Source organism: Akkermansia sp. UNK.MGS-1 (assembly GCF_000980515.1).
Lineage (GTDB): Bacteria > Verrucomicrobiota > Verrucomicrobiia > Verrucomicrobiales > Akkermansiaceae > Akkermansia > Akkermansia muciniphila.
This window is the reverse complement of the sequence record NZ_LBCB01000012.1, coordinates 71,899-95,547: the sequence shown is the minus strand read 5'-3', so window position 1 is coordinate 95,547 and position 23,649 is coordinate 71,899. Positions and strand designations below refer to the sequence as shown.

Genomic DNA, 23,649 nt, shown 5'->3' with positions numbered 1-23,649 from the left:
CCATGAAGGAAAAACCGCATCCGGATATGAGTTTTGAGATGGAGGCCCGGGCCTCCGGTTTTCTTTGCGTGGCTGGAGTGGATGAGGCCGGGCGCGGGCCGTTGGCCGGTCCCGTGGTAGCCGGCGCCGTTATTTTGCCTGTTCTGGCGGAGGAGTTAACCGGTTTGAACGATTCCAAGCAGTTGACCGCAGCAAAAAGGGAACGCCTGTTTCTGGCTCTTTTGGAGTGTGAACAGGCGGTGTGTTCCGTAGGAGTGGCTTCCGTGGAAGAAATAGACCGGTTCAACATTTTGAGGGCCACTCATCTGGCGATGGCGCGTGCGGTGGAAGGTCTGGCCCTGCGTGCAGATTTCTGCCTGGTGGATGGATTGCCTGTCAAGGGGCTTCCTGTGCCGCACCGCGCCATTGTAAAGGGGGACGGCAGGAGCCTTTCCATAGCCGCCGCCAGCGTTCTGGCCAAGGTGACGAGGGACCGCATGATGATGGAAGCGGACGCCTCCTACCCGCAGTATGGTTTTGCAAAACACAAAGGATATGGCACAAAAGCCCACATGGAAGCTCTGCGGCGGCATGGGCCCTGTCCGCTCCATCGCCGCTCGTTTGCGCCGGTTTCACAAATGGAACTGTCCATCCCTGAGCAGGGGTAAGCGGGATACGGCATGGCTGGGAATGTACGGGGAACTGGCTGCGGCCTCCTTCCTGCGTGCGGAAGGGTGCGTTATCCTGAGGAGAAACTGGCGTCCCGTCAGAGGCGGAGAGCTGGACATTGTGTGCCGGGAAGGGGAGTGTCTGGTTTTTGTGGAGGTGAAAACCCGTACGGGGAATGGTTATGGAGGTGCCCGCCGCGCTGTGAATGCCCGTAAAAGGGCGCTGATACGCCGGGGAGCGGCGGAATGGCTTCGCCTGCTTCCGGAACCGGTGAATTCCCGTTACGATGTTGTGGAAGTCCTGTACAGGGAAGGGATGCCTCCGGAATTCAGGCATATCCGCGGAGCATTCGGGGCGAAGGATTTGCCCGCTTCATGAAAAGACGGCAGGGAAAGGCGGGAAGGAAACGCGGCGGATACGGAGCTCAGGTCGCGAAGCCCTGCCGCAGCGGACGGGACAATCTCTTTAGCCCCGCATTTCCCCATGCGGATGCAGATGTTTTTCTATTATAATATAGCGGGAGTGGAAACTCAGTCCGCCCGGAGAGCCAGAATGGCCTCCATGAAATCCTGGGGAATATCCATGCGGGCAAGTTCGTCTTGGAGAAGGACGCCATTGGCTCCTGCGTCCAGCATGCGGCGCGCGTCTTCCACGGTGCAGATGCCCCCTGCGGACAGGACAGTGACAGAGGCGGGTATTTCTTCAATGAGTTTCTCCGTGACTGCAGGATTGGCTTGGAGAGTGTGCGGGTCTGCATTGTTGATGCAGATGAATTCCGCTTCCAGGTCCATGACGGTTTCAAGCTCCTTCAGGGTATGGACCTCCATCATCACGTCCAATCCCAGCCCGGAAGCCATGCGGTACAGCTCCGACAAATCCTTTGCCGGCAGGGCGGCCGTCACCAGATTGACGGCATCCGCCCCCGAGACGATGGCCTGGCAGATCATGGCGGGATGAATGAACACGTCGCGCGCCATGACGGGAATGGAACTGATTCTGGAAACAGTGGAAACCATGTCCCATGACCCGCCGTATACTTCCGGTTCCACAGCGATGGAAATGCCCTGCGCTCCGCCCTGGAGGAACATGCCGTACATGTGCCGGATATCCTGGGCTGCTTCCCGGAGGCGGAGGGCGGGATGTACCCTGGATATCTCCGGAATTACGGAGAGGCGGGTTTCCCCAAGGTCCGCCGCGGTGCGGAATCCCGCGTAATCATTCCGCTGGATGGCGGAGGCCCGTAATTTTCCTTCCAGAGGAAGAAGTTTTTTCAAATCGGCGCGTTTGCGCTCCAGAATACTGTTTAAATAATCCATATATTACTTTTTGGGCAGGAAGTAGGAACGTTGTTTTTCGGAGATGGGCAGACCTGCCTGTTCCATGACACACAGCATATCCTCCCAAACCTTTCGCTTTTCTGAAATATCTTCCGTGCGGAGAAGATAACTGGGATTATAAGTAACGCGCACGGGCGTGTTGAAAGCTGTGTGGAAGGTGCCTCTCAGGGCGGAAAGAGGCGTCTCTCCTGACTGGAGGATGCCTCGGGCGGAGATTGCTCCCAGGGCTACCACTACTTTCGGGCGCACCAGCATAATTTCCTCCCGGAGAATGGGCAGGGAAATTTCTATCTCCCGGTCTGTAGGCGGGCGGTTATTGGTAAGCTGCCGGGGGAGGGCCGGGCGGTATTTGACCAGATGGGTCAGATAAATATCGGAACGGGAAAGCCCCATGGCTTTCAGCATGGCGTCCAGCTTTTGTCCGGAAGGCCCGGCCAGGGGAACCCCCTGTTTTTCTTCATACAGGCCGGGGGCGTCCGTTACCATCATGATGTCCGCCTTGGGATTGCCGGAGGAAAACACGGGCGTTTCCCTCAAGGAATCCATGTTCCGGAGCGGCGGCCAGTTAACGACCAGCTCCCGCAGGGAGGACAGTTTTTCTTCCTCCGTTTCACCTTCCAGATCAAAGGAAATATGGCGGGGTACCGGAGCATCCTCCTCCGTTCTGTGCGGCTGTACTCCGTTGAGGATATCCCGGAGTTCATTGCCGAAGGATGCTTCATCCACGGAATCTGGAGGCGTCTGCTCCGGGGTGGGCTGTTTCGGCCGTGTTTCATTTGCGGCAGGCTTGGCGGAAACGGAAGCGGGGAGGGGGCTTCCGGATATCCGGCGCGCGTCCATGACCCATTTTCTCAGGACCATTCTGGCTTCCTCCGTGACGGTGGTTTTCTCCACGCCCCGGGATAGCAGGGCGCGCAGATAATCCAGCGTGAGGTGTTGGGGAAGGCCGGCGGACATGTTCGTTCCGGAGTGTAATCTATTTCCGGATGGATGCAACAGTCCATTCGGTATGTGCCTGTCTGCCGGGTGAAACGCCGGGGACTCTTATGGAGGGCCGCCCGGAAGGGAAGGGGAAAGAAGAAAATTCCATAAGAGCTCCCTTCCCGCGTTAGATGCCGTTAAACGGAGGGGAAAGTTTTTTTCCCGGCTGGATACGCTTTTCTGGTATGAGCGTTATCCAGAATTTAGAAGACAGCGGCAAGGGGAAGGTTTTTTTCAACCGGGCTGGAGCGTCTTTTCCCGTGGCCGTTTTTGCTGCGGGAATATTACCTGATAACATCCGTCCTTTCCCGCTCTCCCTTACAAAGGAAGCTTCTCCGGTCTTTTCTTGACCCCTTCATTCTGCTGTATGGGAAGGCTGTGAAAATGCAGATATGGCAAGGGGGCGATTAGGATTCGCGTGGAACCTTGAACGGCAGAGGGAAATCCGTTCAACGGGAGACGCGTTTTTCTTGCTCATGACGCCTTTGCGGAGTACAGCCCCTGACACTTTTTTCAGGGAATATTTTTGAGGGATTGTGTATTTTTCATGCGTGTAAATTTTTTATTATAAATGAAATATGATAAAAATAAAAAAGTGTGTCGTGTTATGATAGAAAAAAGTATTTCGGGAAGTATATTATTTGTCATGATATGACAAAAATGCGGCATGTTTTATATATTGTTTATTTTTAGTAATTTATCTTAATAGGTTTTCCTTGTTTGGGAGGGGGTGGGCGGAAAAAAAGGATTGCCAAGGCAGGGATTATTTCGTACCCAAGAGCCGCCGTTGCCGATTTTCCGGCTTTCGCACATGGCCTGAAGGTTTTGCCGGAGTGACTGCCATGTGTATGGCGCCTAACCTCGTACCGCATGAATTTAAGAATAATTGCCACCCTGTCTTGTGCCGTCGCGGCCATGTTTGTCAGCAGCTGTTCGACAAACGGCGCTGTAACCGGCATGGGGAAATCCAGTAGTGACGCTCTTGTTTTGGCCCGTGTAGGTGAAACTGCCCAGGGATTCGTCCAGCCCCTGGCGCCCAGTCGTTCGGCAGCGCCTTCTTCCAAACTTCCCAAGTTGGGGCGCGACAAGCACAAGATGCCGTTTTATCATCCCGCCCAGCGTACCCGCGTAGTGCGCACCACGGCTTATACCCATTCCGAGCGCGACCATTTGGCCTACGGTCCCCGGAATGCCGTCGGTACGGCGCTGAAATACACGTCTTCCGTCCGCAGCGCCGCTGCAGACTGGTCCGTTTATCCTTTGGGGACTACTTTCCGCATCAAGGGCCAGCCCTACCTTTACGTTGTTGATGATTACGGAAGCGCCCTGGTCGGCACCGGAACCATTGATATTTACCAGCCCAACAAAAAGCTGATGAAGGAATGGGGCCGCCGTTATGTGGAACTGACTATCGTCCGCTGGGGAGATCCCGCCAACAGTCTGGAGGTGCTCGGCAGCCGTCGCGGCTACAGGCACTGCCGCGCCATGTATGCGGCCCTGCAGCACCGCGTTTCCAAGGGGTTTTATGCCAAGGCCGACTGACCCATGTTTTCCATCCCGGCGCCGCCATCGCTGCATGGCGGCGCTTTTTTATTTTCCGCCGTGCGGGCGGAGTGGTAATCTGGCGGCATGAATACGGAAAAACGGGCTTCCATTGTCCAGGAGGAACTCATGTCCCTGTACGGGGCTCCTCCCATTCCCCTGGTGCACCGCGACGCTTACACGCTGCTGGTGGCGGTTCTCTTGTCTGCCCAGTGTACGGACAAGCGGGTGAATCTGGTGACCCCTGCTCTGTTTGCCCTGGCCTCCACCCAGGAGGAAATGGCCCGGCAGGATGTGGAAGCGGTCCGGGAAATTGTGAGGCCCTGCGGCCTCTCGGAAAGGAAGGCATCCGCCATCGTGAACCTCAGCCGCATCCTGGTGGAAAAATATGAGGGAAAGGTTCCTTGCGACTTTGCTGCTCTGGAGTCTCTTCCGGGGGTGGGGCATAAAACGGCTTCCGTCGTCATGGTTCAGGCCTTTGGCGTTCCCGCCTTTCCGGTGGATACCCACATTTTCCGCCTTTCACGGCTGTGGGGGCTGAGCACGGGAAAAACGGTGGAAACCGTGGAACGCGATTTGAAAAGCCTTTTCCCTGAAAAATCATGGGGAGATCTTCATCTGCGTATTGTCTTGTACGGCCGTGAATATTGTCCTGCGCGGGGATGCGGGGGGCGCTGCCCCATCTGCAGCCGGCTGGCCCGGGAGAGCGGCTGCGAAGGCGTCTGAATTTTTTACAGGGTCTAAAATGATGCTTGCAAGTCTGAATTTGCATGCTTTAATACACCAGTATCTTTTCGAACAACCATATAACTTAAATTATGAAGAACCTTTTTAGACTGGGTTTCCGTTTCGTTGCATTTGCTTCCGTCCTGATGGCTGCGTTTTCTACATCCGCTTTCGCTCAGGAAGCCGCCGAAGCCGTTGCCCCGCAGGAACAGACCATGCTTGACAAATGGATCATCGCCGGTGGTTGGACCATGATTCCGATTATGCTGGTGGAAGCTTTCATCATTTTCCTGGTGATTTACAACATGGTAGCCCTGAAAAAGGAAAAATTCTGCCCGGAAGATCTCAAGGTCACTCTGTTGCAGCTGATGGCCGAATGCCGCATCCGGTCCGCCATTGAAGTTGCGGCCGGCAGTCCCACCTATTTGGGCCGTCTGGTTGCCTACGCCCTGCCGAATGTGGACGCTACCCGTCCGGAAGACCTCGGCAAAGATGCTATTGAAGACGCCGTGGCCGACTTTACGGCCAATGAAAGCCGTTCCGTGTTCAAATGGATCAACATGCTGGCCCTTTGCGCGCAGATTTCTCCCATGCTCGGCCTGTTCGGGACGGTGCAGGGGATGGTGGGCGCGTTCGGGACGCTGGCTACCGCCGGCCAGGCGGACCCCACCCAGCTGGCCGGTGACATTTCCGTGGCTCTTCTGACAACGTTCTGGGGATTGATCAACGCCATTATCGCCACTCCGTTCTTCTTCTTCCAGAAGGGCATTGCCAACGCCCAGATTGCCGAATGTGTGGGCACTGTGCAGGAAATGGTGAACACCTCCATCAACGTGGTGAATGCCGAAGCCCAGCTTGCCCGCATCCCCGAAGGCCTGGCCTGATTGCCGGAACAGGCGGTCCGGCCCAGAAGCGTCCGCTCAGTCGGAACCGGGCCGGAGAACCTCAACAAAATGTAGCTTATGGGTAAGAAAAAAGCTAATGTAGCGCCTGAAGAAGAAAATGGGGAAATGGATATGTCCCCCATGATCGACATGGTTTTCCTCCTGTTGATTTTCTTCGTGGTGAACGCTACGGCCATTACCGTTAAAAAGGATAAGAACATTCAGATGCCCACGGCCAGCAGCTCCGGTGAAGTGAAATCCGCCAACGGCTGCATTGTGGTGAATGTTTATGGGGAAGGTGCGGGTAAGCGGCCGCCCGGCGTAGATCCCAGCGTTCTCTGGTCCTCCGACGTAGGCACTCCGCTCAATTCCTCCGACGAACTCAAGGAATATATCAAGAACCTTGCGGAACGCTTCAAGGACAGGCAGGATTTTGAAACGCGCCTTTATCTGCGCGGCGACCAGCAGGCCCTCTTCAAAGGGTCCCGGGAGGTAATCCGCGTGGCTGCGGAATGCGGTGTCATCAAAGTGATTTTTGCCGTTCTGCCTGCCAAGAATTCCTCTCCTGCAACCAAGGCTGAATAACATTACGCGCTATGGCAAGACATAAAAAACTAGAGGCAGTCGAGGATGAAGATCCCAAGCTGGATATTTCTTCCCTTATCGACGTATGTTTCCTTCTGTTGATTTACTTCATTGTGGCGACTTCCCTGATTCAGGAACGCAAGCTGGATATGTCCATGCCGGGCCAATCCATGGGCGAAAACGCCTCCCAGATTGAGCCGGCGCTGATCCGCATCATCAAGGACGGTACTATTTACTGGGGTAAGGACAACAGCCTGATGATCGACAATGACATGAACAACCATAACCTGGCGACGCTCGTGCAGCAGCTGGAAGCCAAAAAACAGGAGGCCAGCGCTGTAGGCACCAAGCCGGTAGTGCAGTTGTGGGTGGAAGGGGATGTTCCCCACCAGCGCGTTATTGACGTCATGAATGCGTTGACGGAGGCCGGGATTACAACGGTGGCTCTGACCGACCTTAAGAACGACTAAAAATAAATTACCCTTATTTTTTTCATTGACTCTCAGCTTCCGCTCCCCAAAAGGAGCGGAAGCTTTTTGTTATTGACGGGAGAAACGGACGCCCGCATACGGCAGCATTTTGCGGCAAGGAGGGGAAGCCCTGTGGAGAAATCCGAAGCCGGACCATGCCCTTTTTATTGTACGGTAAATGTTCTGGTTGGGATATGCGGTTTTGGCTGGAGCAATACTCCTTTCATAGCCCGGTTCTGAATCCGTTTTTCCCTTTTGTGAAACCGCAGGTGGCGGGCGGATAGCCGTGAATTCTGTCCGGGAACGGAGCTTCAGGAGAAATGTTGCCGTTTTTTTCAGTATTGCATTCCGTGTCTGGCTGGGAGGAGGAGAGGCAGTCAGGAGATTCGGATTCAGGAGAGTATTGGAAGGGCTGGCTTCAGAAAACCAGTTCATTCACGGGAGAGATGGAAAGAGTATATTGGAAGGAGGGTGCAGCAGAGCAGAGAGAAAGGCGGCTCGAAGCCTTTATCTTATTTGTGCAATAACAGGAAAATCCTTGTTGATGATTTTCGGGAAATGATGTTGTTATTAGGAAGTACGGGGAGGAAGTGTATTTTCCCGTACCTCCCGTGGGGAAGAATAGCTGTTTTTTCATGATATTTCCTTTCAACTCGCGAATGGGATTTCATGTTGAAAAAGGAGAACTGAGAGGGGAGGGGTAGCTGTTGCCGGGGAGAAGGCCGGTATGGCTGCGGATGCCGGAAAAATGGAATTCCGGTTGGGCGGACGATATGTTTGCGCCATGTTAAATATGCCTCTGGCATCTTGACAGACGGGATTCGAGGCTCCTTAAGGGCATGATGGAGCAGTAGGCTGTGTTCCACCGAAAAACTTTTGAAGGCGGAAAGCGTGCATTCCTTTGGCCGCAGAGTGTGTAGCAGGGTATTGAAAAAGCAGTATTTTCCCGGCCGGGCGGCGCCGACCTGTTCCAACTCCCGATAAACGCGGGATGGAAGAACTTTCTTGCAAGGATGACTAAAAAGATAAAACTTTCTTCTTTAGAGTTTGACACATCTTGTTAAAATGACGCAATCCATTACAGATAGGTGTATTCCGTGTATTTGCACGGATATTGCGCCTGTTTTATTATCTCTTCTGTTTCAACGAATTTTAAACACATGATCAAATCAAACTATACTACTGCACTGGCTGCAGGCCTGGTTTCCGTGCTGAGTATCGGGGCGGTTCTTCCATCCGGCGCCCAGCATGGCCCGCGCGATTACCAGCGCACGGCCCTGACGGCCATTAAGGAAGGGAAGTGGCAGGAAGCCCTGGATGCCGTGGATCGCTGCATCCGCGTTTATGAACCCCGTATCAAGATGCTGGGGCTGGATGACGGCTTCGGCTGGTTCTATTACCAGAAGGGCGTCTGTCTGGCCCAGCTGAAGAATTACAAGGAAGCTGTGGAAGCGTTCAAGGCTTGTTACACCAAGTTCCCGAGCGCTAAAAACCAGCTCGTGAAAATGGCCCTGTTCCGGGAAGGGGAAAACTACTGCCGTCTTGGGGATTTTGCCAAGGGCGCGGAGCTGCTGGAAAAATTCTTGAAAGAATACCGCAGCGATCCTGTCGCCAGAAACGTCAATGCCGGTGAAGTGCAGGGGCTTCTGGCCCAATGCTATTTCAAGATGTCCCCGCCTGCTTTTGAAAAAGGAATGGAAAACCTTACCTCTTGCGTTACGTCACGCTACAAGGGGCGCCGCATTACGGATGCCGTTATTACCAATGGCTTCCTGGCGATGGTGGATGCCGCTATTAAGACCGGCAAATGCAGTGAGACGGTGAAGTTTGTGGAAAACTACCCTTCCGTGATGAATATCAGCCCCACGCGTGTGGCTTTGTACACTCCGCGGCTGGTGAGCTACGTTGCGGAAGTGCTGGAGAAATCCCGTTCCCTGCTTCAGGATGGAAAGCAGAAAGAGTCTGAAGATTATGCTTCCCTGGCGATGGTGCTGATGGGCCTTCTTCCCGATCAGTCCGGAGTCATGGCGGATGCCAATTATTCCCTGGATCGTCTGGGCCGTGCCAACGGGGCCGTGCCTGGCGTGACGGATTTTTCCCATACGCTGGACAGAGCGAAGGTGACAGCCCTGATCGACCAGTTCAACAAGATGAAGGAGGAAGGAAAGGTCATGGACGCTTTTACGTTCAGCTTCATGGGCAACCAGGCCTTGGTGCATGGTTCCCAAAGGGTTGCCCGCGCCGCCTACCAGCTTATCAATGAATCCTACCCGGATGCTCCGGGCAGGGAGGATAACCTGTATTATCTGGCAATGACCACCTGGCAGCTGGGAGAAGCGGACAAGGGAGGCGAGCTTGTGGCGCAGCACCTGAAGGAATTCCCCAATTCCAAGTATGCTCCCATGCTTAATACGCTGTCTTTGGAAGGGCTTCTGAAGGAAAAGAAATTCGATCTCTGCGTTCAGCAGGCGGACAAGGTCATGGAGCTGCATAAGGATGACCCCACCCATAAGTTCTATGAACTGGCCCTGTACTGCAAAGGAGCCTCCCTGTTCAACCTGGGGGCTGCCGACGCCTCCCGTTATAAGGAAGCGGTGCCGGTGCTGGAACGCTTCGTGAAGGAATACCGTGACAGCACTTATCTGAAAACGGCCATGTACCTTCTTGGTGAAACCTACACGAACCTGGGCAATACGGATGAAGCCATCCGGTCCTTTACCAATTACATTGCCCGTTTCCCGGACAAAGGTGAGGCCAATATGGCCGCCGTATTGTATGACCGGGCCTTCAACTACCTAAACCGCAAGAACCCCGGAGACGAAGAGCTCGCCGCGAAAGATGCGAAGGAAATTGTGGACAATTTCAAAGACCACCGCCTGTTCCCGTATGCCAACAATCTGCTGGCTAATCTGTATGCCGGCAGCAAGGAACATGAGCAGGAAGCGGAAGGCTATTTCCTGGCCGCTCTGGAGTCCGCCAAGAAGCTGGGCGACAAGCGTCCCGCTGCGGAGGCCGTGTACAACCTGTTTATTAACGCTACCAAGAAGCCTCTTCCGGTAGAACCGAAGGAAGCCGTGGAAACGGCCAGGACGGCGCGCCGGGACGAGGTCAAGAAATGGTATGACGAGTACTGGAAAGACAGCGACCAGCCCGGCAGCCGCTACAGCCTCCAGCTGGCCGCCGCCGCCATGGAATTCTTCAAGGATGACAAGGAGATGTTTGACCCGGCATCCGTCAAGATGCAGGAAATTATTGTGAGGGAAGGCAAGAAGGACGATCCCAAGATGACCGTTCTTCTGGAAGAAGCCGTCAATTCCTATACCAAGACGTACATGGCCGGCAATCAGGCCCTGGGCCGCAATCTGGATGCCAATGCCATGCGCAACCACTTCTACCGGTTCCCCGGCGTGGACAATGATAAAGACAAGACGCTGAGCGCCATGCTTCGCATGGCCGTTATTGCCCAAACTCAGGAACGGTATGAAAAGGCTCCTGTGGAGACGGACGAACAGCGTGCCGAGAAAGCCGCCTTGGAAGGTCTGGTCAAGCAGCTCTTCGTGGAGCTGAAGCGCGACTTCAAACCTTCCGATCTGCCCCCGTACACGCTTGTGAAGCTTGGCATGCACCTGGCCGGCACTTCCCAGCCTGAAGAAAGCATCGCTTACTTTGATGAAATCCTGGACCCGTCGGAACCTGATCCGGTGCGTAAGAAGGCTCGCATCAACGGCATGTCCAAGTACCGCAAGAATGCGGTCTTCGGGAAAGCCGTAGCTCTGGGACGCAGCAAGGATAACGCCAAGGTGGACACCGCCATCAAGATGATGAGGGATGAACTGAGCAAGGAAGAATCCAGCTCCAACCCGGACCGCAAAGCCATGGAAGACGCCCAGTACAATCTGGTCAAGTTCACTTTCGCCCGCCAGGACTGGCCGGCCGTCATTGCCGCTGCCGACAAGTACCGCGAAAACAAGACCTATAAGAAGAATCTGCCGGAAGTCCTCTATTTGCAGGGTGAAGCCTACCTGAAGCAGAATGAACTGGACAAGGCGTTGATTAACTTCATGAACATCACGGGTACGTACAAGGGGCTCGTGAAGTGGTCCGCCCCCGCCGTGCTGGCGCAGATGGATACGCTGTGGAAGAGGAATACGATGTCCCAGGGTGCGGGCAAGCAGCCTTCCGACAGGTACGTTGCCTGGAAGGCCGGCAGCCAGTACGTGCAGTTGCTGGATACTCCCGCCAACCGCAAGAAGATGACGGCGGAGGACAGCGCCCTGGTCAATGAGGTGAAGGATAAGACGGCCAAGTTCGGTTCCGATCCTGCCGTCAGTCAGGAACGGGCGGACATTGCCGCCTATGAAGCAGCCGTACGCGCCGCCAAGGGCCAGAAATAATAACAAGAGGTTTAGTAATCAATCATATGAAAGCACTTTCAGTAATAATGGTATTGGCCGGACTGTCCTCCCTGGTTCCGTCCATGGCCCAGAATGCCCAGAATCCCCAGCGCCTGCGCGCCAGAGTTGCCGCACCGACCATCAAGAATGGCCATCCGACGGATATCTACATTCTTTCCGCCAATGGACCCACGGTCCAGTTTGTGGAGAGCAGGGAATCCCAGGAAGTCCTTCAGCAGATGGACAGCGCCTTCAAGACGCTGTATATTTTTGAAACGGCCGACTTTGTGGATGCCAAGGTGGCTATGGAAAACCGGAAGTACCAGGAAGCCCGCAACAAATTCCACGCTCTGGTGAATAAGTATGCCTCAACGCTTTCCATCAAGGACAGCCTGTCCGCCCGGGCGGCCGTCTATGAACTGGAGTGCGCCATGCGCATGATGGATTGGGCCGGAGTCAAAGGGTTGGCGGCCAAGTTTCCCGTCAGAGGGGCCAATCTGTCCCCTTCCGCCCAGAATGACCTGGAGGTGGCAAAAATCATGGCCTTGATTCCGGATAAGGACTGGAACGGCGTGAAAAGCCGTGCCGGTTCTTTCCTGGCAACCAAAAAGAATGCCACCCGCCTCCAGCAGGCGCGGATGAAATATGCCCTGGGTGCGGCCGCCATGGTGGCCCAGGATTGGAACAAGGCTCTGGATTATTTTGCGGAAGCTCTGGTTTTGCTGCATGGTTCCGATGAAGAACTGGCGTCTGCCTGCGTGGCCCGCTCCCTGGATGCCTACCTGTGCATGCCGGATGTTGTCAAATTCTTTGAGAATCCCGTCGTCTCATCTGCCGTGGAATCCAGGAAGAATAATCCCGAAGCTGTGATTCCGGATTCACGGATGAAGTCCCGTCCCGCTCCTGTTAAGGAAGCGGCCGCCCTGTACCGTTTGCATGAACTGATGTTCCCGGACAGGAAGCTGCCGGCCAAGTATGACGGTTTTGCGGTTTCCTACAAGCATCCGGCCGCTGTTGCTCCCGCCAAGGCTCCTGACCAGGCTCCCGCACAGCCGCAGAAAAAGCAGTGATAAAGCTTCGCGGCAGGTTGTTCGCCGGCCGATATTTCTTTAATAAGGGACGCCTCCCCGTAAGGGGGAGGCGTCCCTTATGTTGCCTTCTTCTTGTTTCTGCAGGCAGAAGCCTCTCCCGGTGTATCCGGAAAGGAAACAGCGTCGTAGCAAAGGAGAACATGAATAGCTCATCAGATTGGGACGTGCGTCTCCCTGAAGGCTTGAAATGGATTTCTTCAGTCCCGTTTCCTGAATTGACAGGAAGATGTATCAAAGATCCTGGAACGTCCGGAAAAACGGTATTAAGCCGCTGTAGGCCGGGAACAGGGAACTAAGCGGTACAGCAGGACGGAGGGAGGGGAAACAGCCGGCATCTCAGTTGCAGCATTAAAAATGCTTGTGGCTTCGTGACGGCATTCGCGGGAGTTCGGAGGGAAAAGCTGTTCGACCGGGGGAAGACCGCCGGAGGCGGGCGTGGAGAAGGGAGTTACTGCAGAACGGGAGCTTTTTTTACTTCTTCCATCCATTTCCTATACAGTTCCGGAGAAATTTCGGAAGGCTTGATTTCCGAACGTTCGCCCCAGAAAACAGCCGTGTGGAGGATGGGAATGCCGGAGGCCTCCAGATGACGGTCAATCGCCGCCTTGTGTTCCAAAACGGCATCTTTTTCCAATCCGTGCACCACACCCATGATTTGCGCTCCTCCAAAAACATCTCCGCCCGTTCTCCAATAACAATGGGTCATGCAGATGTGGCGCCCGCATTCCGCTCCTGCCCGGATTTCCATGCCGGAGGGAACCGTCCAATGGAACAGTCCGTTGTATTTGGTAACAGGGCCGTCGTCCGTTTTGGCTCTCACATGTTCCAGAAAAGTGGCGAAACGGCCGATGACCTGCTTCCGATCCAGTTCTTCTGCCGTGCGGCAGTATTCTTCCGTTCCCAGCCCTTCCCGTGCGGCACGGAGGGACCAGGGATCTTCCACCATTTCCTCAGGCCTGAGCTGTTCCTTGACGGAGAGGAGCACCTTCCATTCCAGTTCGGAGAGAGAAACGGTTTTCGTTTCCTGCATGGGAGCCGGTTCCGGGGTTTTTTCTCCGGGCCTGAGTCCCCTGCGGCGCATGTGTCCCACTCCCAGCGCAAAGACGCCGCGCGCCGGCAGCAGAACATAGCCGTCCGCTCCGATATGGCGTTTCAGGATGCCGCAGTGTTCTTCCGGCGTACCGCATCCCACGGGCACCTTGACCGTGGTCCAGAGCCTGTAGTTGGCGCCGGGGTTGGCCGCATCCGTATTGCGGAGCACCACATGGCCCGTAAAAGGGTCCTGCTCCTTCATCCAGTCAAAAGCGGCATCCAGTTTTTCCTCCGGCAGGGACCAGGCCACCAGGGCTCCCTGGGCCAGCTTGGTCGCCAGCAGCGTCTGGCGCACGCGGCGCACTACTCCGGCCTCCATCATGGCTTTCAGCCGCTGGATAACTACCGGAACAGGATGTCCGCATTGTTCGGAAATGGCGTGGAAGGGCAGGCGGCGGAACCCTTTGATGCGGTCTTCCGCCACCAGCAGAATGTCCGTGTTGACGGGGTCGTTGGGGGAAGTGGGGATATTGTTCATGGCGGCGTAAAAAAGGCCGGGCGAGGGTATCGCCCGGCCCGGAAAGCCGGATTTGATTTTCAGGCTATTGCCCGGACTGGTAGAGGGGCTTGTTGTCGTACCGGGCGTCGTAAATGGCGAAGGATTCGCGGTGCTGGTTGTGGTCGCCCCGGAAGATCAGCCTTCCGCTGTGCTGGCGTTCCAGTTCCATGAGCAGACTGGCGTCTTCATTCTTGAAGCGGGAGAGCACTTCCGAGTTGACGACGATGACCATGTCCCCGATGGTGTCCCGGTATTTCTGAATGCAGGCGTAAATTTGCCGCTGGATTTCCACGCTCATGGTCATCACGGATTTGACGCGTCCCCTGCCTCCGCAGTACGGGCACGGATCATGAACGGATTCCCGGAGGCTCTCGTTGAGCCGCTGGCGCGTCATTTCCATCAGGCCGATGGGGGTGATCTGCAGTACCTGGGTTTTTGCCTTGTCCCGTTTCAGGCGGTCCTTCATGGCCTTGTAAACGGCCTGCTGGTCCTTCCTGTGGCGCATGTCGATAAAGTCCACCACCACCAGACCGCCGATGTTGCGCAGACGGAGCTGGCGCGCGATTTCATAGGCGGCTTCCAGATTGGTATCCAGAATGGTCTTGTCCAGATCCTTGGTTCCCTTGTTGCGTCCGGTGTTGACGTCAATGGCGATCAGCGCCTCCGTTTCGTCAATCACCAAATAGCCTCCGCAGGGCAGGAGCACCTGGCGCTGGAAAGCTTCATTGATTTGTTTTTCAATTCCCAGTTCTTCAAAGATAGGCGTGCGCACGGGGAAGTGCTGGATGTGGCGCTTGGCGCGGCGCGAGATTTTTCCGGCGATGGCGCGCATGTGTTCCGTGGTTTCCGCGTTGTCGCAGATGATGTTGTCTACGGTGTCCGTAAGGAAATCCCGTGCCGTGCGTTCAATCAGATCCGGTTCCTTGTACACGCAGACGGGGGCCGGATTGGCCTCCTTCTTTTCTTCCACGCTGTACCATTGTTCCAGCAGCATGGCGAGGTCGCGGACAAAGTGGCGGTAGCGCTGGCCCTGTGCCACCGTGCGCATGATGATACCCATTCCATCCGGAACATTCAGTTTCTGCATGATCTGGCGCAGGCGCAGGCGCTCTTTGGGGTCTTCAATTTTACGGGAGATGCCGAACTGGTCCGTAAAGGGCATCAGGACCAGGTAGCGTCCAGCCAGGGATACGTTCGTTGTGACACGGGGACCCTTGGTGCCGATCGGTCCCTTGGTGACCTGCACCATGATTTCAGAGCCGATGGGATAGATGTCCGGGATGTCTTTGGACGTGATTTTGCGCTGCTGTTTTTTCGGACGGCCTTCGCGTTCGATTTCTTCCAGGCTGGAGTCCAGTGCGGCGGGAAGCGCGTCCCAAAAGTGCAGAAAGGCGTTTTTTTCCTGCCCAATGTCCACGAACATGGCTTTGAGGCCCGGTTCGATGTTCTTGACGCGGCCTTTGAAAATGCCGCCTACGATGTTGTCTTCGCCTTCGCGCTCAATGGTGTATTCTTCCAATACGCCGTTTTCCAGAAGGGCCACGCGGCGTTCGAGCTTTTCGGCATTGATGATGATAGTGGAGCCTTCCATGGGATCGCAGGATCCGAAGCCGAAGGCCCGTTTGATTTTTTTAAGCATTTTTGTAAACACGGGGTGAGAATAAGCTAGGGTGTGCTATTGCCCGTAATGTTTCCGGTGGGCCGTCTCCCGTCAGGAGCGGCTGGAGTTGAAGCTGTAGGGATGGCCGGAAAGGAATCATGCAGGCAGTTGCGTTGATGTGATGCGGCAGTACGGCAGACGCAAGGCCGGAGCGCTTGCTCCGGAGATTCCGTCTTTAGTCTTCCGCATCAGTAACATTGGTGAAGAAGTCCAGTTCCTGGAGGGCTTTCCCGGTACCTTCCGCAACGGCGCTCAGAGGGTCTTCCGCAATGTGGATGGGCAGTCCCGTCTGTTCATGCAGGAGCTGATCCAGCCCGCGCAGCAGAGCTCCTCCTCCAGCCAGAACAATCCCCCGGTCCACAAGGTCGGCGGCCAGTTCAGGGGGGCAGCGTTCCAAAGTCGTCCGCACGGCGTCAACAATCGTGTTGAGCTGTTCCGTGAGCGCTTCACGCACTTCTTCCGATCGAATCGTCACTGTCTTGGGCAGGCCCGCGACCAGGTCGCGGCCTTTGACCTCGATAGAGAGTTCCTGAGGCAGGGGATAGGCGGAGCCGATACGGATTTTGATGTCTTCGGCAGTACGTTCCCCGACCATGAGATTATAGGTTCTCCTCATGTAGGAGATGATGGCGTCGTCCAGTTCATCCCCGGCGCAGCGGACGGAACGGCTGTAAACGATGCCGGAAAGGGAAATAAGCGCCACTTCCGTCGTGCCGCCGCCGATGTCCACAATCATGTTGCCCGCAGCTTCCTGAACCGGAAGGCCTACACCGATAGCGGCGGCCATGGGTTCTTCAATCAGATGCACGCGGCGGGCTCCGGCCGCTTCTGCGGATTCCTTGACGGCCCTGCGTTCCACTTCCGTAATGCCGGAGGGGATGGCGATGAGCACGCGCGGCTTGATCAGGTAGTACCTGGACGTGGCTTTTTTGATGAAGTAGCGGAGCATTTCCTCCGTGATGTAGAAGTCGGCGATGACGCCGTCCTTCAACGGCCGGATGGCCGTGACGGAGCCGGGGGTGCGGCCCAGCATGCGCTTGGCTTCGTCTCCCACGGCCAGAACCTTGTCCCCCTTGACAGCGACGACCGAAGGCTCGCGCAGAACGATGCCCTGGTCCTTGACGTTGACCAGGGTGTTGGCGGTGCCCAGGTCAATGCCAATGTCATAGGAGAAAAGTTTGACAATTTTCTGAAAGAAAGATGACATAAAAAACTAGTGGATAAAGGCATAGCCCTGAGACAGCCGGTGGAGGAACGCCTCGCTTTTTCCTTTTCACGGGACTGAAAACCTGGCACTCGGACCGGGGCTGCGGGATAATCCCGTACAGGGCGAGTCGACTATGAAAAAACATGCCTTCCAGGTCAAGCGGAAGATGCCGGATGACATATGTATTTGCATTATACGCAAGGATGTATTATATGAATGAAAGATGGCGCCGGGGGAGCTCCGTATATTAATTTTGCATTCCCCTATTCCATGATGAAAGTCACTACCATTCTCATAACGGCGGCATGTCTGGCCGGCTCTTTTTCCCTTTATGCCGATGCGGTTTCCGATCAGGAGGAGGCCGCTTCATCTACGGGAGCCTATTCCGTGGCAGGGGCTCTTCGCCTGCCGGAAAACGTAACGAAAAGGGACGTTTACGGCATGAATGTGGGCTGGAAACTGTTCAAGGGAGAGAAGACACCGGAGGAAGCGGCCAGCCCGGATGTTGACGATTCCTCCTGGGAGTCCGTCAACCTCCCCAACGGCATTGAGCTTCTTCCGGAAGAGGCCAGCGGCTGTTCCAACTACCAGGGGCCGGTATGGTACCGGAAAACATTTATTCCTCCCTCCCGGTTGGAGGGGAGGAGAAACACCCTGTATTTTGAGGGCATCATGGGAAAGAGCGAGGTCTGGGTGAATGGGGAGAAGGCCGCGGAGCATTTCGGCGGATATCTTCCCGTGATTGTCAATCTGGACAAGTGGCTGAAACCGGGACAAAAGAATGTCATCGCCGTGAAGGCGGACAATTCCAACGACGCTTCCTATCCCCCCGGCAAACCCCAGGAAGGCCTGGATTTTTCCTATTTTGGCGGTATTTACCGGGATGTGTACCTCATTTCCACCGGACCCGTGTATATCACGGACCCGAACGAGGCCGGAACTGTGGCCGGAGGGGGAGTTTTTTTCCGGACGGAATTTCTTGATCCCCGTACCCGCAAGGGCAAGGTGGGGGTGAAGGTTCAGGTGGCCAACCAGGCAGACAAGGAACGGAAGGTGCGCGTGCAGGCGGTGATGACGGACCCCAAGGGGGTGGATCCTGCCGGGGAGACGGTTCCGCTGACTATTCCGCCCCATTCCACGGGTGAAGTGGATATTCCTCTTGTGCTTTCCAACGTGAAACCGTGGTCTCCGGACAATCCCGATTTGTACACGTTGAGCGTGGAAGTATGGGACGCTGTTGGAGGGGACCATTCCAAAGATCCGGCCCATTTGCTGGACAACCGTTCCATAAGGGTGGGTGTCCGGACGGTGGAAATTACGGAAAAGGGGCTGGTGCTCAATGGATCCCTGTTTCCTGAAAAGCTGATTGGCGGCAACAGGCACCAGGATTTTGCCCGGCTTGGGAATGCAGTGCCCAACAACCTGCAATGGCAGGATGCCGTGAAATTGAGGAAGGCAGGCATGCGCGTGATCCGGAGCGCCCATTATCCGCAGGATCCGGCTTTCATGGACGCCTGCGACCGTCTGGGCCTTTTCGTCATCGTCGCCACGCCGGGCTGGCAGTTCTGGGGCAGCGGCCCTTTTGCTGACCGGGTGTATGACGATATCCGCCAGATGGTGCGCCGGGATAGGAACCATCCCTCCGTGATGATGTGGGAACCTATTTTGAATGAAACTCATTACCCGGCGGATTTCGCCAAAAAGGCCCGCGACCTGGTGCATGAGGAATATCCGTACAAGGGATGCTACACCGCTTGCGACGCGGTGGCTCAGGGCAGCCAGCATTATGAAGTTCTGTATGCCCACCCGGTTACGGGGGACAAACACTGGTCCATCAAGGAACGGAAGAACAGCAAACCGTATTTTACCCGTGAATTCGGTGATAACGTGGATACCTGGTCCGCCCACAACTCCACCTCCCGTGTAGCCCGTCACTGGGGTGAAGCTCCCATGATGGTGCAGGCCCTTCACTACCTCAAGACCTCGTTCCCATATACGACGTACGATACGCTGAACGCCGCTCCGGCCTATCATTTCGGCGGCTGCCTGTGGCATCCTTTCGACCATCAGCGCGGTTACCATCCGGATCCCTTCTACGGCGGTATTCTGGATGCTTTCAGGCAGCCCAAAACCTCCTATTACGCATTTATGTCCCAGCGTCCCCGGAAGACGCGAAACGGGTTGGGTTCCGGCCCTGTGGTGCACATCGCCAATGAATGCACTCCCTTTTCTCCGGAAGACGTGACGGTGTTTTCCAATTGTGATTCCGTTCGCCTGAGTGTCAACGGAGGACCCCTGGTGGAAAAGAAGGTGGCGTCCTGTCCCGGAGGCCTCAAGCACGTTCCCGTCGTGTTCCCGAAAGCCTGGGACTTCATGGAAAACAAGAAGCTTGCCTCGTCAGGCAAGGAGGGGGCGGTGAAATTGGTGGCGGAAGGCCTGATAGGCGGCAAGGTGGTGACCAGGCATGAAGTCCGCCCGGCCCGGAGAGCGGAAAAAATCCGTTTGACTCTGGATCGGGAAGATGGAGTGGATTTTTACGCCAACGGTTCCGACGTGTTTGCCGTGGTGGCGGAGGTTACGGATGGCCGCGGAACGGTGAAGCGACTGAATGATGAGGAGATTGTTTTTTCCGTGGAAGGTCCCGCCGAACTTCTGACGGATTCCCCGGACGGCACGCTGACCCAGTCCGTTAAATGGGGGTCCGCTCCGGCTCTGGTGCGTCTGGGAACCAGGCCCGGCACGGTGACGGTGAGGGCTTCCGTGAAGCATCCCGGTTCCCAAAAGCCTGTTTCCGGCATTATAAAGTTTGACACGAAGGCTCCCGGGTTGAAAATGCTCTTTACGGAAGACGCCGCAGACTGCGAAAAGAAAGCTGCCGGTACGCCGTCTTCCTCCGCGGCTCCTGCCTCCGAACGGGAGAAGTCCCTTCAGATGGAGCTGGAAAAGGTGCGCCATGAACTGAACAGTTTGCGCAATGAAAAAGTGAGCGCCCAGCAGACTCACTTTGAATAAACGGAATATGCCAATGATGCTAAGGGAAAAAATTATCCGTTTCTGCCTGCTCCTGCTGCGGCTGGGGATGGGGGGCTTTTTCCTTTTTGTTGCGGTGCGCAAGCTGCTTCATCTGGACCAGCTTCAGGAGACGATCGACCGTTTTTCCATTTTCCCGGAGGCCTGGGGGCATCCCCTGGCCTGCCTGGGGGTGTCGTGCGAGATTGCGGTGGGTATGGGACTCCTGTTTCGCAGAACCTGTGCCGGGGCAGCGCTGCTGGGCAGCGCGCTCACGTTCGCGTTCGTGGCGTTGTTCGTCCAGGGCTGGGCCAGGGGGCTTTCCCTCTCGTGCAACTGCATCGGCGTGGAGAGGGTGGTAACCAGCTACCCCTTTGAAGTGGCCTGGAGACTGGTCCTCTTTTCCCTTATGCTTATTCTCCTGTGGGATTCCTGCCGGAAAGGGAAAACGTACTTTAATGTGACCCGGCTGGATTTCAGTGAGATGTGACCGGAAGGAAAGGAGCCTGCCGTTTTCCGGTCCGTAATAGTTTCCGGGAAAATATGACGGAGGAGGAAGCCAGGGCCCGGTGAACGGGAAGCGCTGCCGGGAAGCGGAGAATGCCGTATGGGGGCGCAGGATGCCTGCGGCGGGTAATTCCGCCCCTGCTTCAAATGAGAGGTGCGGCCTGAATGCTGCCGCATTGGAGCATGCCGGGGGAAATTGCCTCCTTTACGCGCCTTCCCCCGGCAGGACGGTTCATATCCACAATGCCGCCGTCCGTTCCGTATTACAGCTTGTGGCCGAAAAAGTCTCCCGGTGTCAGGGATTTGACCAGTTCCAGCAACAGCTTGATTGTGTTTTCCACATCTGTCAGAGAGGCCGTTTCCACCGGAGAATGCATGTAGCGCAGGGGGACGGACACCAGCGCGGAGGCCACGCCGTCGCGGGAGACGTAGATACTGTCCGTATCCGTTCCGGTGCGGCGTCCGGCGGCTTCATGCTGGAGCGGTATTTTATTCTTGTCCGCCACGATTTCCAGACGGGCCACCAGATTGGGATGATTGGCTGTGCCGTGGATGACCGCAGGGCCGCCTCCAAGCCTGATATCGCCAAATTTGCCCTTGTCCAGTCCGGGCGAGTCCGTGGCGTGAGTCACGTCAATGCAGATGGCCGCATCTGGACGCAGGCGGTGGGTAATCATTCCCGCGCCAATGCAGCCCACTTCTTCCTGCACGGCATTGACAAGCACCACGTTCCAGGCGACGGGCTTTTTCAGCTTGCACAGCTTGCGGGCTATTTCCGACAGGATGAAGCCGCTCAACCGGTTGTCCAGAGCCCGGCATACCAGCTTGTTTTCATTCATCAGCATGGGGCCGTCGCAGTAAACGCCAACGTGGCCCACTCGCAGACCGAGTTCCGCTACTTCCTTGTCAGAGGAGGCGCCTACGTCTACGTAAATTTCCCAGATTTTGGGTTCCTTTTCTCCGGGTTCCCTCAAGTGGATGGCCGTGTTTCCGGTCACCCCCATCACTTCGCCCTGGGAACCAAGGAAGCGCACGCGGCGCCCCCGCGCGATGGCCGTATCCGTACCGCCCACGCGTTCCACATACAGGAAGCCGTCCTTGGTGATATGGCGGATCATGAAGCCGATTTCATCCGCATGGGCTTCAATCATCAATGTGGGAGCTTCTTCCGCGTCCGCGTGGAAGACGGCCCAGGTATTTCCGTAGGTGTCGCACTGGACATCTTCCGTATATTTGCGCAGTTCGTCCGCCCAGATGCGCTGGGCGTCTATTTCAAAGCCGGAAGGGCTTGGGGTTTCCAGAAGTTCCGTTAAAAATTCGAGGCTGTCGTCACTGATCTTCATGGCTTTTGTATAGCACCGTTCCGGCATGCGCTCAACAGGAAAGCACGGCTCCTGGTGGGAGAGCCCTTCCGGAAAGCGGGGAATAAAAGCTCTGCCTGCACAGGGAGCTGGCGGGGCCTGGAGACGGGAGCCAGACTGGGGGCTAGGGCTGTTTGTCCGGGGAAAGCCCCGCCAGAACGTCCTCTTTGTCCATGATATAACCCGTGTCCGGATCGTGGTACTGCGTGGAGTAAACGGATGTTCTGGCGCTCCCGTACGGATCCGTTTCCTTCGCTACGGGGAGGCGGCTGACCAGGGAAGGGAAGCACTGTTCCACCAGTTCAAAGACGGTGACGGGTTCCGGAACCAGATTCACGGAAAAAATGCCGCACTCCCAGGCTTTTTCCACGTCCCTGACCAGGCGGTGCATGGGATAAAGCTGGTGGCGTTCCAGCAGGGCTACGTCCAGTTCTTCCGTCCCTTCCGGAACTGCCGCCAGCAGATCCGCCACACTCATGCCTGCTCCCGTTCCGGTAACTTCCGGAAGGCAAACGTTCAGCACGCGGCCGAACCGAAGGTTGATGAAGTCTTTCAACTCCACCAGGGCCATCAGCCATTCGCCCTCCGGTTTACGGAGCAAGGGGGAAAGTTCATTGCCCGTTTCCGGCTGGGTGTCAATGCTGGTGATGTAGGTCACCCGTTCCGCCTTCACCTCATGCAGGATATCAATCAGGGTTTTAACCTGAGCCAGAAAGGGAGCCGTATTCCGCCGAATAGCCGCGCCCCCTTCCCGGAGGGATGGGCAGATAATGACGGCCTGCCCGAATTCCTTGCCGCGCAGCAGGGACAGGTTGGTTTCATCAATCAGGTAGTCAAAGTACCGTTTTGAGGACCAGAAAACGCCGAGGGCACAGGAAGAACCGATGAGAGCCGTATCTGTCATGGAATGAATGCGGGGGAGCGGTTGATGGGGAATGAACCTTTATTTCAGGGCGTCAAAAGCGGATTTGAAGAGGAAGTACCCCCAGCCCCAGTCTTCATTGCCGGCCCAGTCCTTGTCATAGTGGTGGCGGGGCAGCAGAAAGCGTTCCGGATGGGGCATCAGACCCATGGCGCGCCCGGTGGAATCCTGGAGGCCGGCGATGCTGCATTCACAGCCGTCGCGGTTGTCTACGTACTGGAGAGCCACATTTCCGGCAGCCAGGTATTTTTCCGCATCTCCGGGGCGGGTGACCAGGCGCCCTTCCGCATGGGCGGAGGGCAGTTCGAATTCATCCGGCAGGCCTTGAAGGAAGGGAGAGTTTTTGGCTACTTTCACCAGTTTGGCCCAGACGCATTCAAAACGTTCCTTTTTATTGTCAATCAGGCTGGAGTCAGGAAGAATGCCCAGTTTGGTGAGAATCTGGAACCCGTTGCAGATGCCCAGGAGCATGCCTCCTCCGGCATGATGCCGCTGCAGGGCATCCCCCAGGAAGCGTTCCGTTTCCAGCTGGGCCAGGCGGCCGCTGGTGACGTAGTCCCCGTAGCTGAACCCGCCGCCCAGGACGACAAGCTGGGATTTTGCGACGTGTTCCGGCGTAGCCGTGGCGATGGGCTGGATCTGGGTGGAGAACCCTGCCGCGCGCAGGGCGCGTTCCGTTTCCACGTCGCAGTTGGTGCCGGGGTATTTCAATAAAAGTGCGTGAGGCATATTGG

Annotated in this window: 19 protein-coding genes; 11 read left to right on the top strand and 8 right to left on the bottom strand. The window is 56.1% G+C overall.

Going from position 1 to position 23,649, the window contains the following annotated elements:
• The first annotated feature begins 2 nt into the window (after window positions 1-2).
• Entirely contained in the window at window positions 3-647 is a 645-nt protein-coding gene (locus WW58_RS08040) for a ribonuclease HII (protein WP_012419607.1), read from the top strand.
• 22 nt (window positions 648-669) lie between these two features.
• Window positions 670-1,026 carry a YraN family protein gene (locus WW58_RS08035; RefSeq protein ID WP_012419606.1) on the top strand — a complete coding sequence of 119 codons (357 nt, stop codon included), beginning with the start codon at window positions 670-672 and terminating at the stop codon, window positions 1,024-1,026.
• A 152-nt stretch (window positions 1,027-1,178) separates the two neighbouring features.
• Here the strand turns inward: WW58_RS08035 and WW58_RS08030 are convergent, their stop codons facing one another.
• Together WW58_RS08030 and WW58_RS08025 are read right to left on the bottom strand one after the other, a co-directional pair.
• Window positions 1,179-1,964 (bottom strand): hypothetical protein, encoded by a 786-nt coding sequence (locus WW58_RS08030; RefSeq protein ID WP_046436771.1) that lies wholly within the window; start codon window positions 1,962-1,964, stop codon window positions 1,179-1,181.
• A 3-nt stretch (window positions 1,965-1,967) separates the two neighbouring features.
• On the bottom strand, window positions 1,968-2,942 hold the full coding sequence (locus tag WW58_RS08025; RefSeq protein WP_046436769.1) for a uracil-DNA glycosylase: 975 nt from the start codon (window positions 2,940-2,942) through the stop codon (window positions 1,968-1,970).
• Between the two features lie 894 nt (window positions 2,943-3,836).
• Here WW58_RS08025 and WW58_RS13310 point away from each other — a divergent pair.
• The 7 genes from WW58_RS13310 (at window position 3,837) to WW58_RS07975 (ending at window position 12,637) form a co-directional block, all read left to right on the top strand.
• On the top strand, window positions 3,837-4,508 hold the full coding sequence (locus tag WW58_RS13310; protein WP_012419603.1) for a 3D domain-containing protein: 672 nt from the start codon (window positions 3,837-3,839) through the stop codon (window positions 4,506-4,508).
• A gap of 87 nt (window positions 4,509-4,595) precedes the next feature.
• Window positions 4,596-5,234, top strand: a complete 639-nt coding sequence (locus tag WW58_RS08005) for an endonuclease III domain-containing protein (protein ID WP_046436763.1) — start codon at window positions 4,596-4,598, stop codon at window positions 5,232-5,234.
• A gap of 92 nt (window positions 5,235-5,326) precedes the next feature.
• Window positions 5,327-6,118 (top strand): MotA/TolQ/ExbB proton channel family protein, encoded by a 792-nt coding sequence (locus WW58_RS08000; protein ID WP_012419601.1) that lies wholly within the window; start codon window positions 5,327-5,329, stop codon window positions 6,116-6,118.
• A gap of 78 nt (window positions 6,119-6,196) precedes the next feature.
• Complete coding sequence (locus WW58_RS07995; RefSeq protein ID WP_046436761.1) at window positions 6,197-6,703, top strand: ExbD/TolR family protein; 507 nt, start codon at window positions 6,197-6,199, stop codon at window positions 6,701-6,703.
• Window positions 6,704-6,714: 11 nt separating this feature from the next.
• Window positions 6,715-7,173: an ExbD/TolR family protein gene (locus WW58_RS07990; protein WP_046436759.1), complete on the top strand. Its 459-nt coding sequence runs from the start codon at window positions 6,715-6,717 to the stop codon at window positions 7,171-7,173.
• Between the two features lie 1,160 nt (window positions 7,174-8,333).
• The gene (locus WW58_RS07980) at window positions 8,334-11,567 is read left to right on the top strand and encodes a tetratricopeptide repeat protein (RefSeq protein ID WP_046436755.1); all 3,234 of its coding nucleotides are present in this window, start codon (window positions 8,334-8,336) and stop codon (window positions 11,565-11,567) included.
• Window positions 11,568-11,593: 26 nt separating this feature from the next.
• Window positions 11,594-12,637, top strand: coding sequence for a hypothetical protein (locus WW58_RS07975; RefSeq protein WP_143246968.1), 1,044 nt, complete (start codon window positions 11,594-11,596; stop codon window positions 12,635-12,637).
• A 469-nt stretch (window positions 12,638-13,106) separates the two neighbouring features.
• On the opposite strand, the gene WW58_RS07970 is transcribed toward WW58_RS07975, so the two are convergent.
• The 3 genes from WW58_RS07970 to WW58_RS07960 form a co-directional block, all read right to left on the bottom strand.
• The gene (locus WW58_RS07970; protein WP_022198557.1) at window positions 13,107-14,228 is read right to left on the bottom strand and encodes a hypothetical protein; all 1,122 of its coding nucleotides are present in this window, start codon (window positions 14,226-14,228) and stop codon (window positions 13,107-13,109) included.
• Window positions 14,229-14,292: 64 nt separating this feature from the next.
• On the bottom strand, window positions 14,293-15,900 hold the full coding sequence (locus tag WW58_RS07965; RefSeq protein WP_232051454.1) for an Rne/Rng family ribonuclease: 1,608 nt from the start codon (window positions 15,898-15,900) through the stop codon (window positions 14,293-14,295).
• Between the two features lie 184 nt (window positions 15,901-16,084).
• Window positions 16,085-17,116 (bottom strand): rod shape-determining protein, encoded by a 1,032-nt coding sequence (locus WW58_RS07960; protein WP_046436751.1) that lies wholly within the window; start codon window positions 17,114-17,116, stop codon window positions 16,085-16,087.
• 270 nt (window positions 17,117-17,386) lie between these two features.
• Here WW58_RS07960 and WW58_RS07955 point away from each other — a divergent pair, with 270 nt between their 5' ends.
• Together WW58_RS07955 and WW58_RS07950 are read left to right on the top strand one after the other, a co-directional pair.
• Complete coding sequence (locus tag WW58_RS07955) at window positions 17,387-20,128, top strand: glycoside hydrolase family 2 TIM barrel-domain containing protein (protein ID WP_215833622.1); 2,742 nt, start codon at window positions 17,387-17,389, stop codon at window positions 20,126-20,128.
• Window positions 20,129-20,135: 7 nt separating this feature from the next.
• Entirely contained in the window at window positions 20,136-20,615 is a 480-nt protein-coding gene (locus WW58_RS07950; protein WP_128154849.1) for a MauE/DoxX family redox-associated membrane protein, read from the top strand.
• A 280-nt stretch (window positions 20,616-20,895) separates the two neighbouring features.
• Here the strand turns inward: WW58_RS07950 and WW58_RS07945 are convergent, their stop codons facing one another.
• The 3 genes from WW58_RS07945 to WW58_RS07935 form a co-directional block, all read right to left on the bottom strand.
• A complete protein-coding gene (locus WW58_RS07945) occupies window positions 20,896-21,975 on the bottom strand; it encodes a M42 family metallopeptidase (protein WP_102732522.1) in 1,080 nt (359 codons plus the stop codon).
• A 142-nt stretch (window positions 21,976-22,117) separates the two neighbouring features.
• Window positions 22,118-22,897 carry a hypothetical protein gene (locus tag WW58_RS07940; RefSeq protein ID WP_046436749.1) on the bottom strand — a complete coding sequence of 260 codons (780 nt, stop codon included), beginning with the start codon at window positions 22,895-22,897 and terminating at the stop codon, window positions 22,118-22,120.
• A 39-nt stretch (window positions 22,898-22,936) separates the two neighbouring features.
• Window positions 22,937-23,644 (bottom strand): phosphoribosylformylglycinamidine synthase subunit PurQ, encoded by a 708-nt coding sequence (locus WW58_RS07935; RefSeq protein ID WP_046436748.1) that lies wholly within the window; start codon window positions 23,642-23,644, stop codon window positions 22,937-22,939.
• Between the last annotated feature and the right edge of the window lie 5 nt (window positions 23,645-23,649).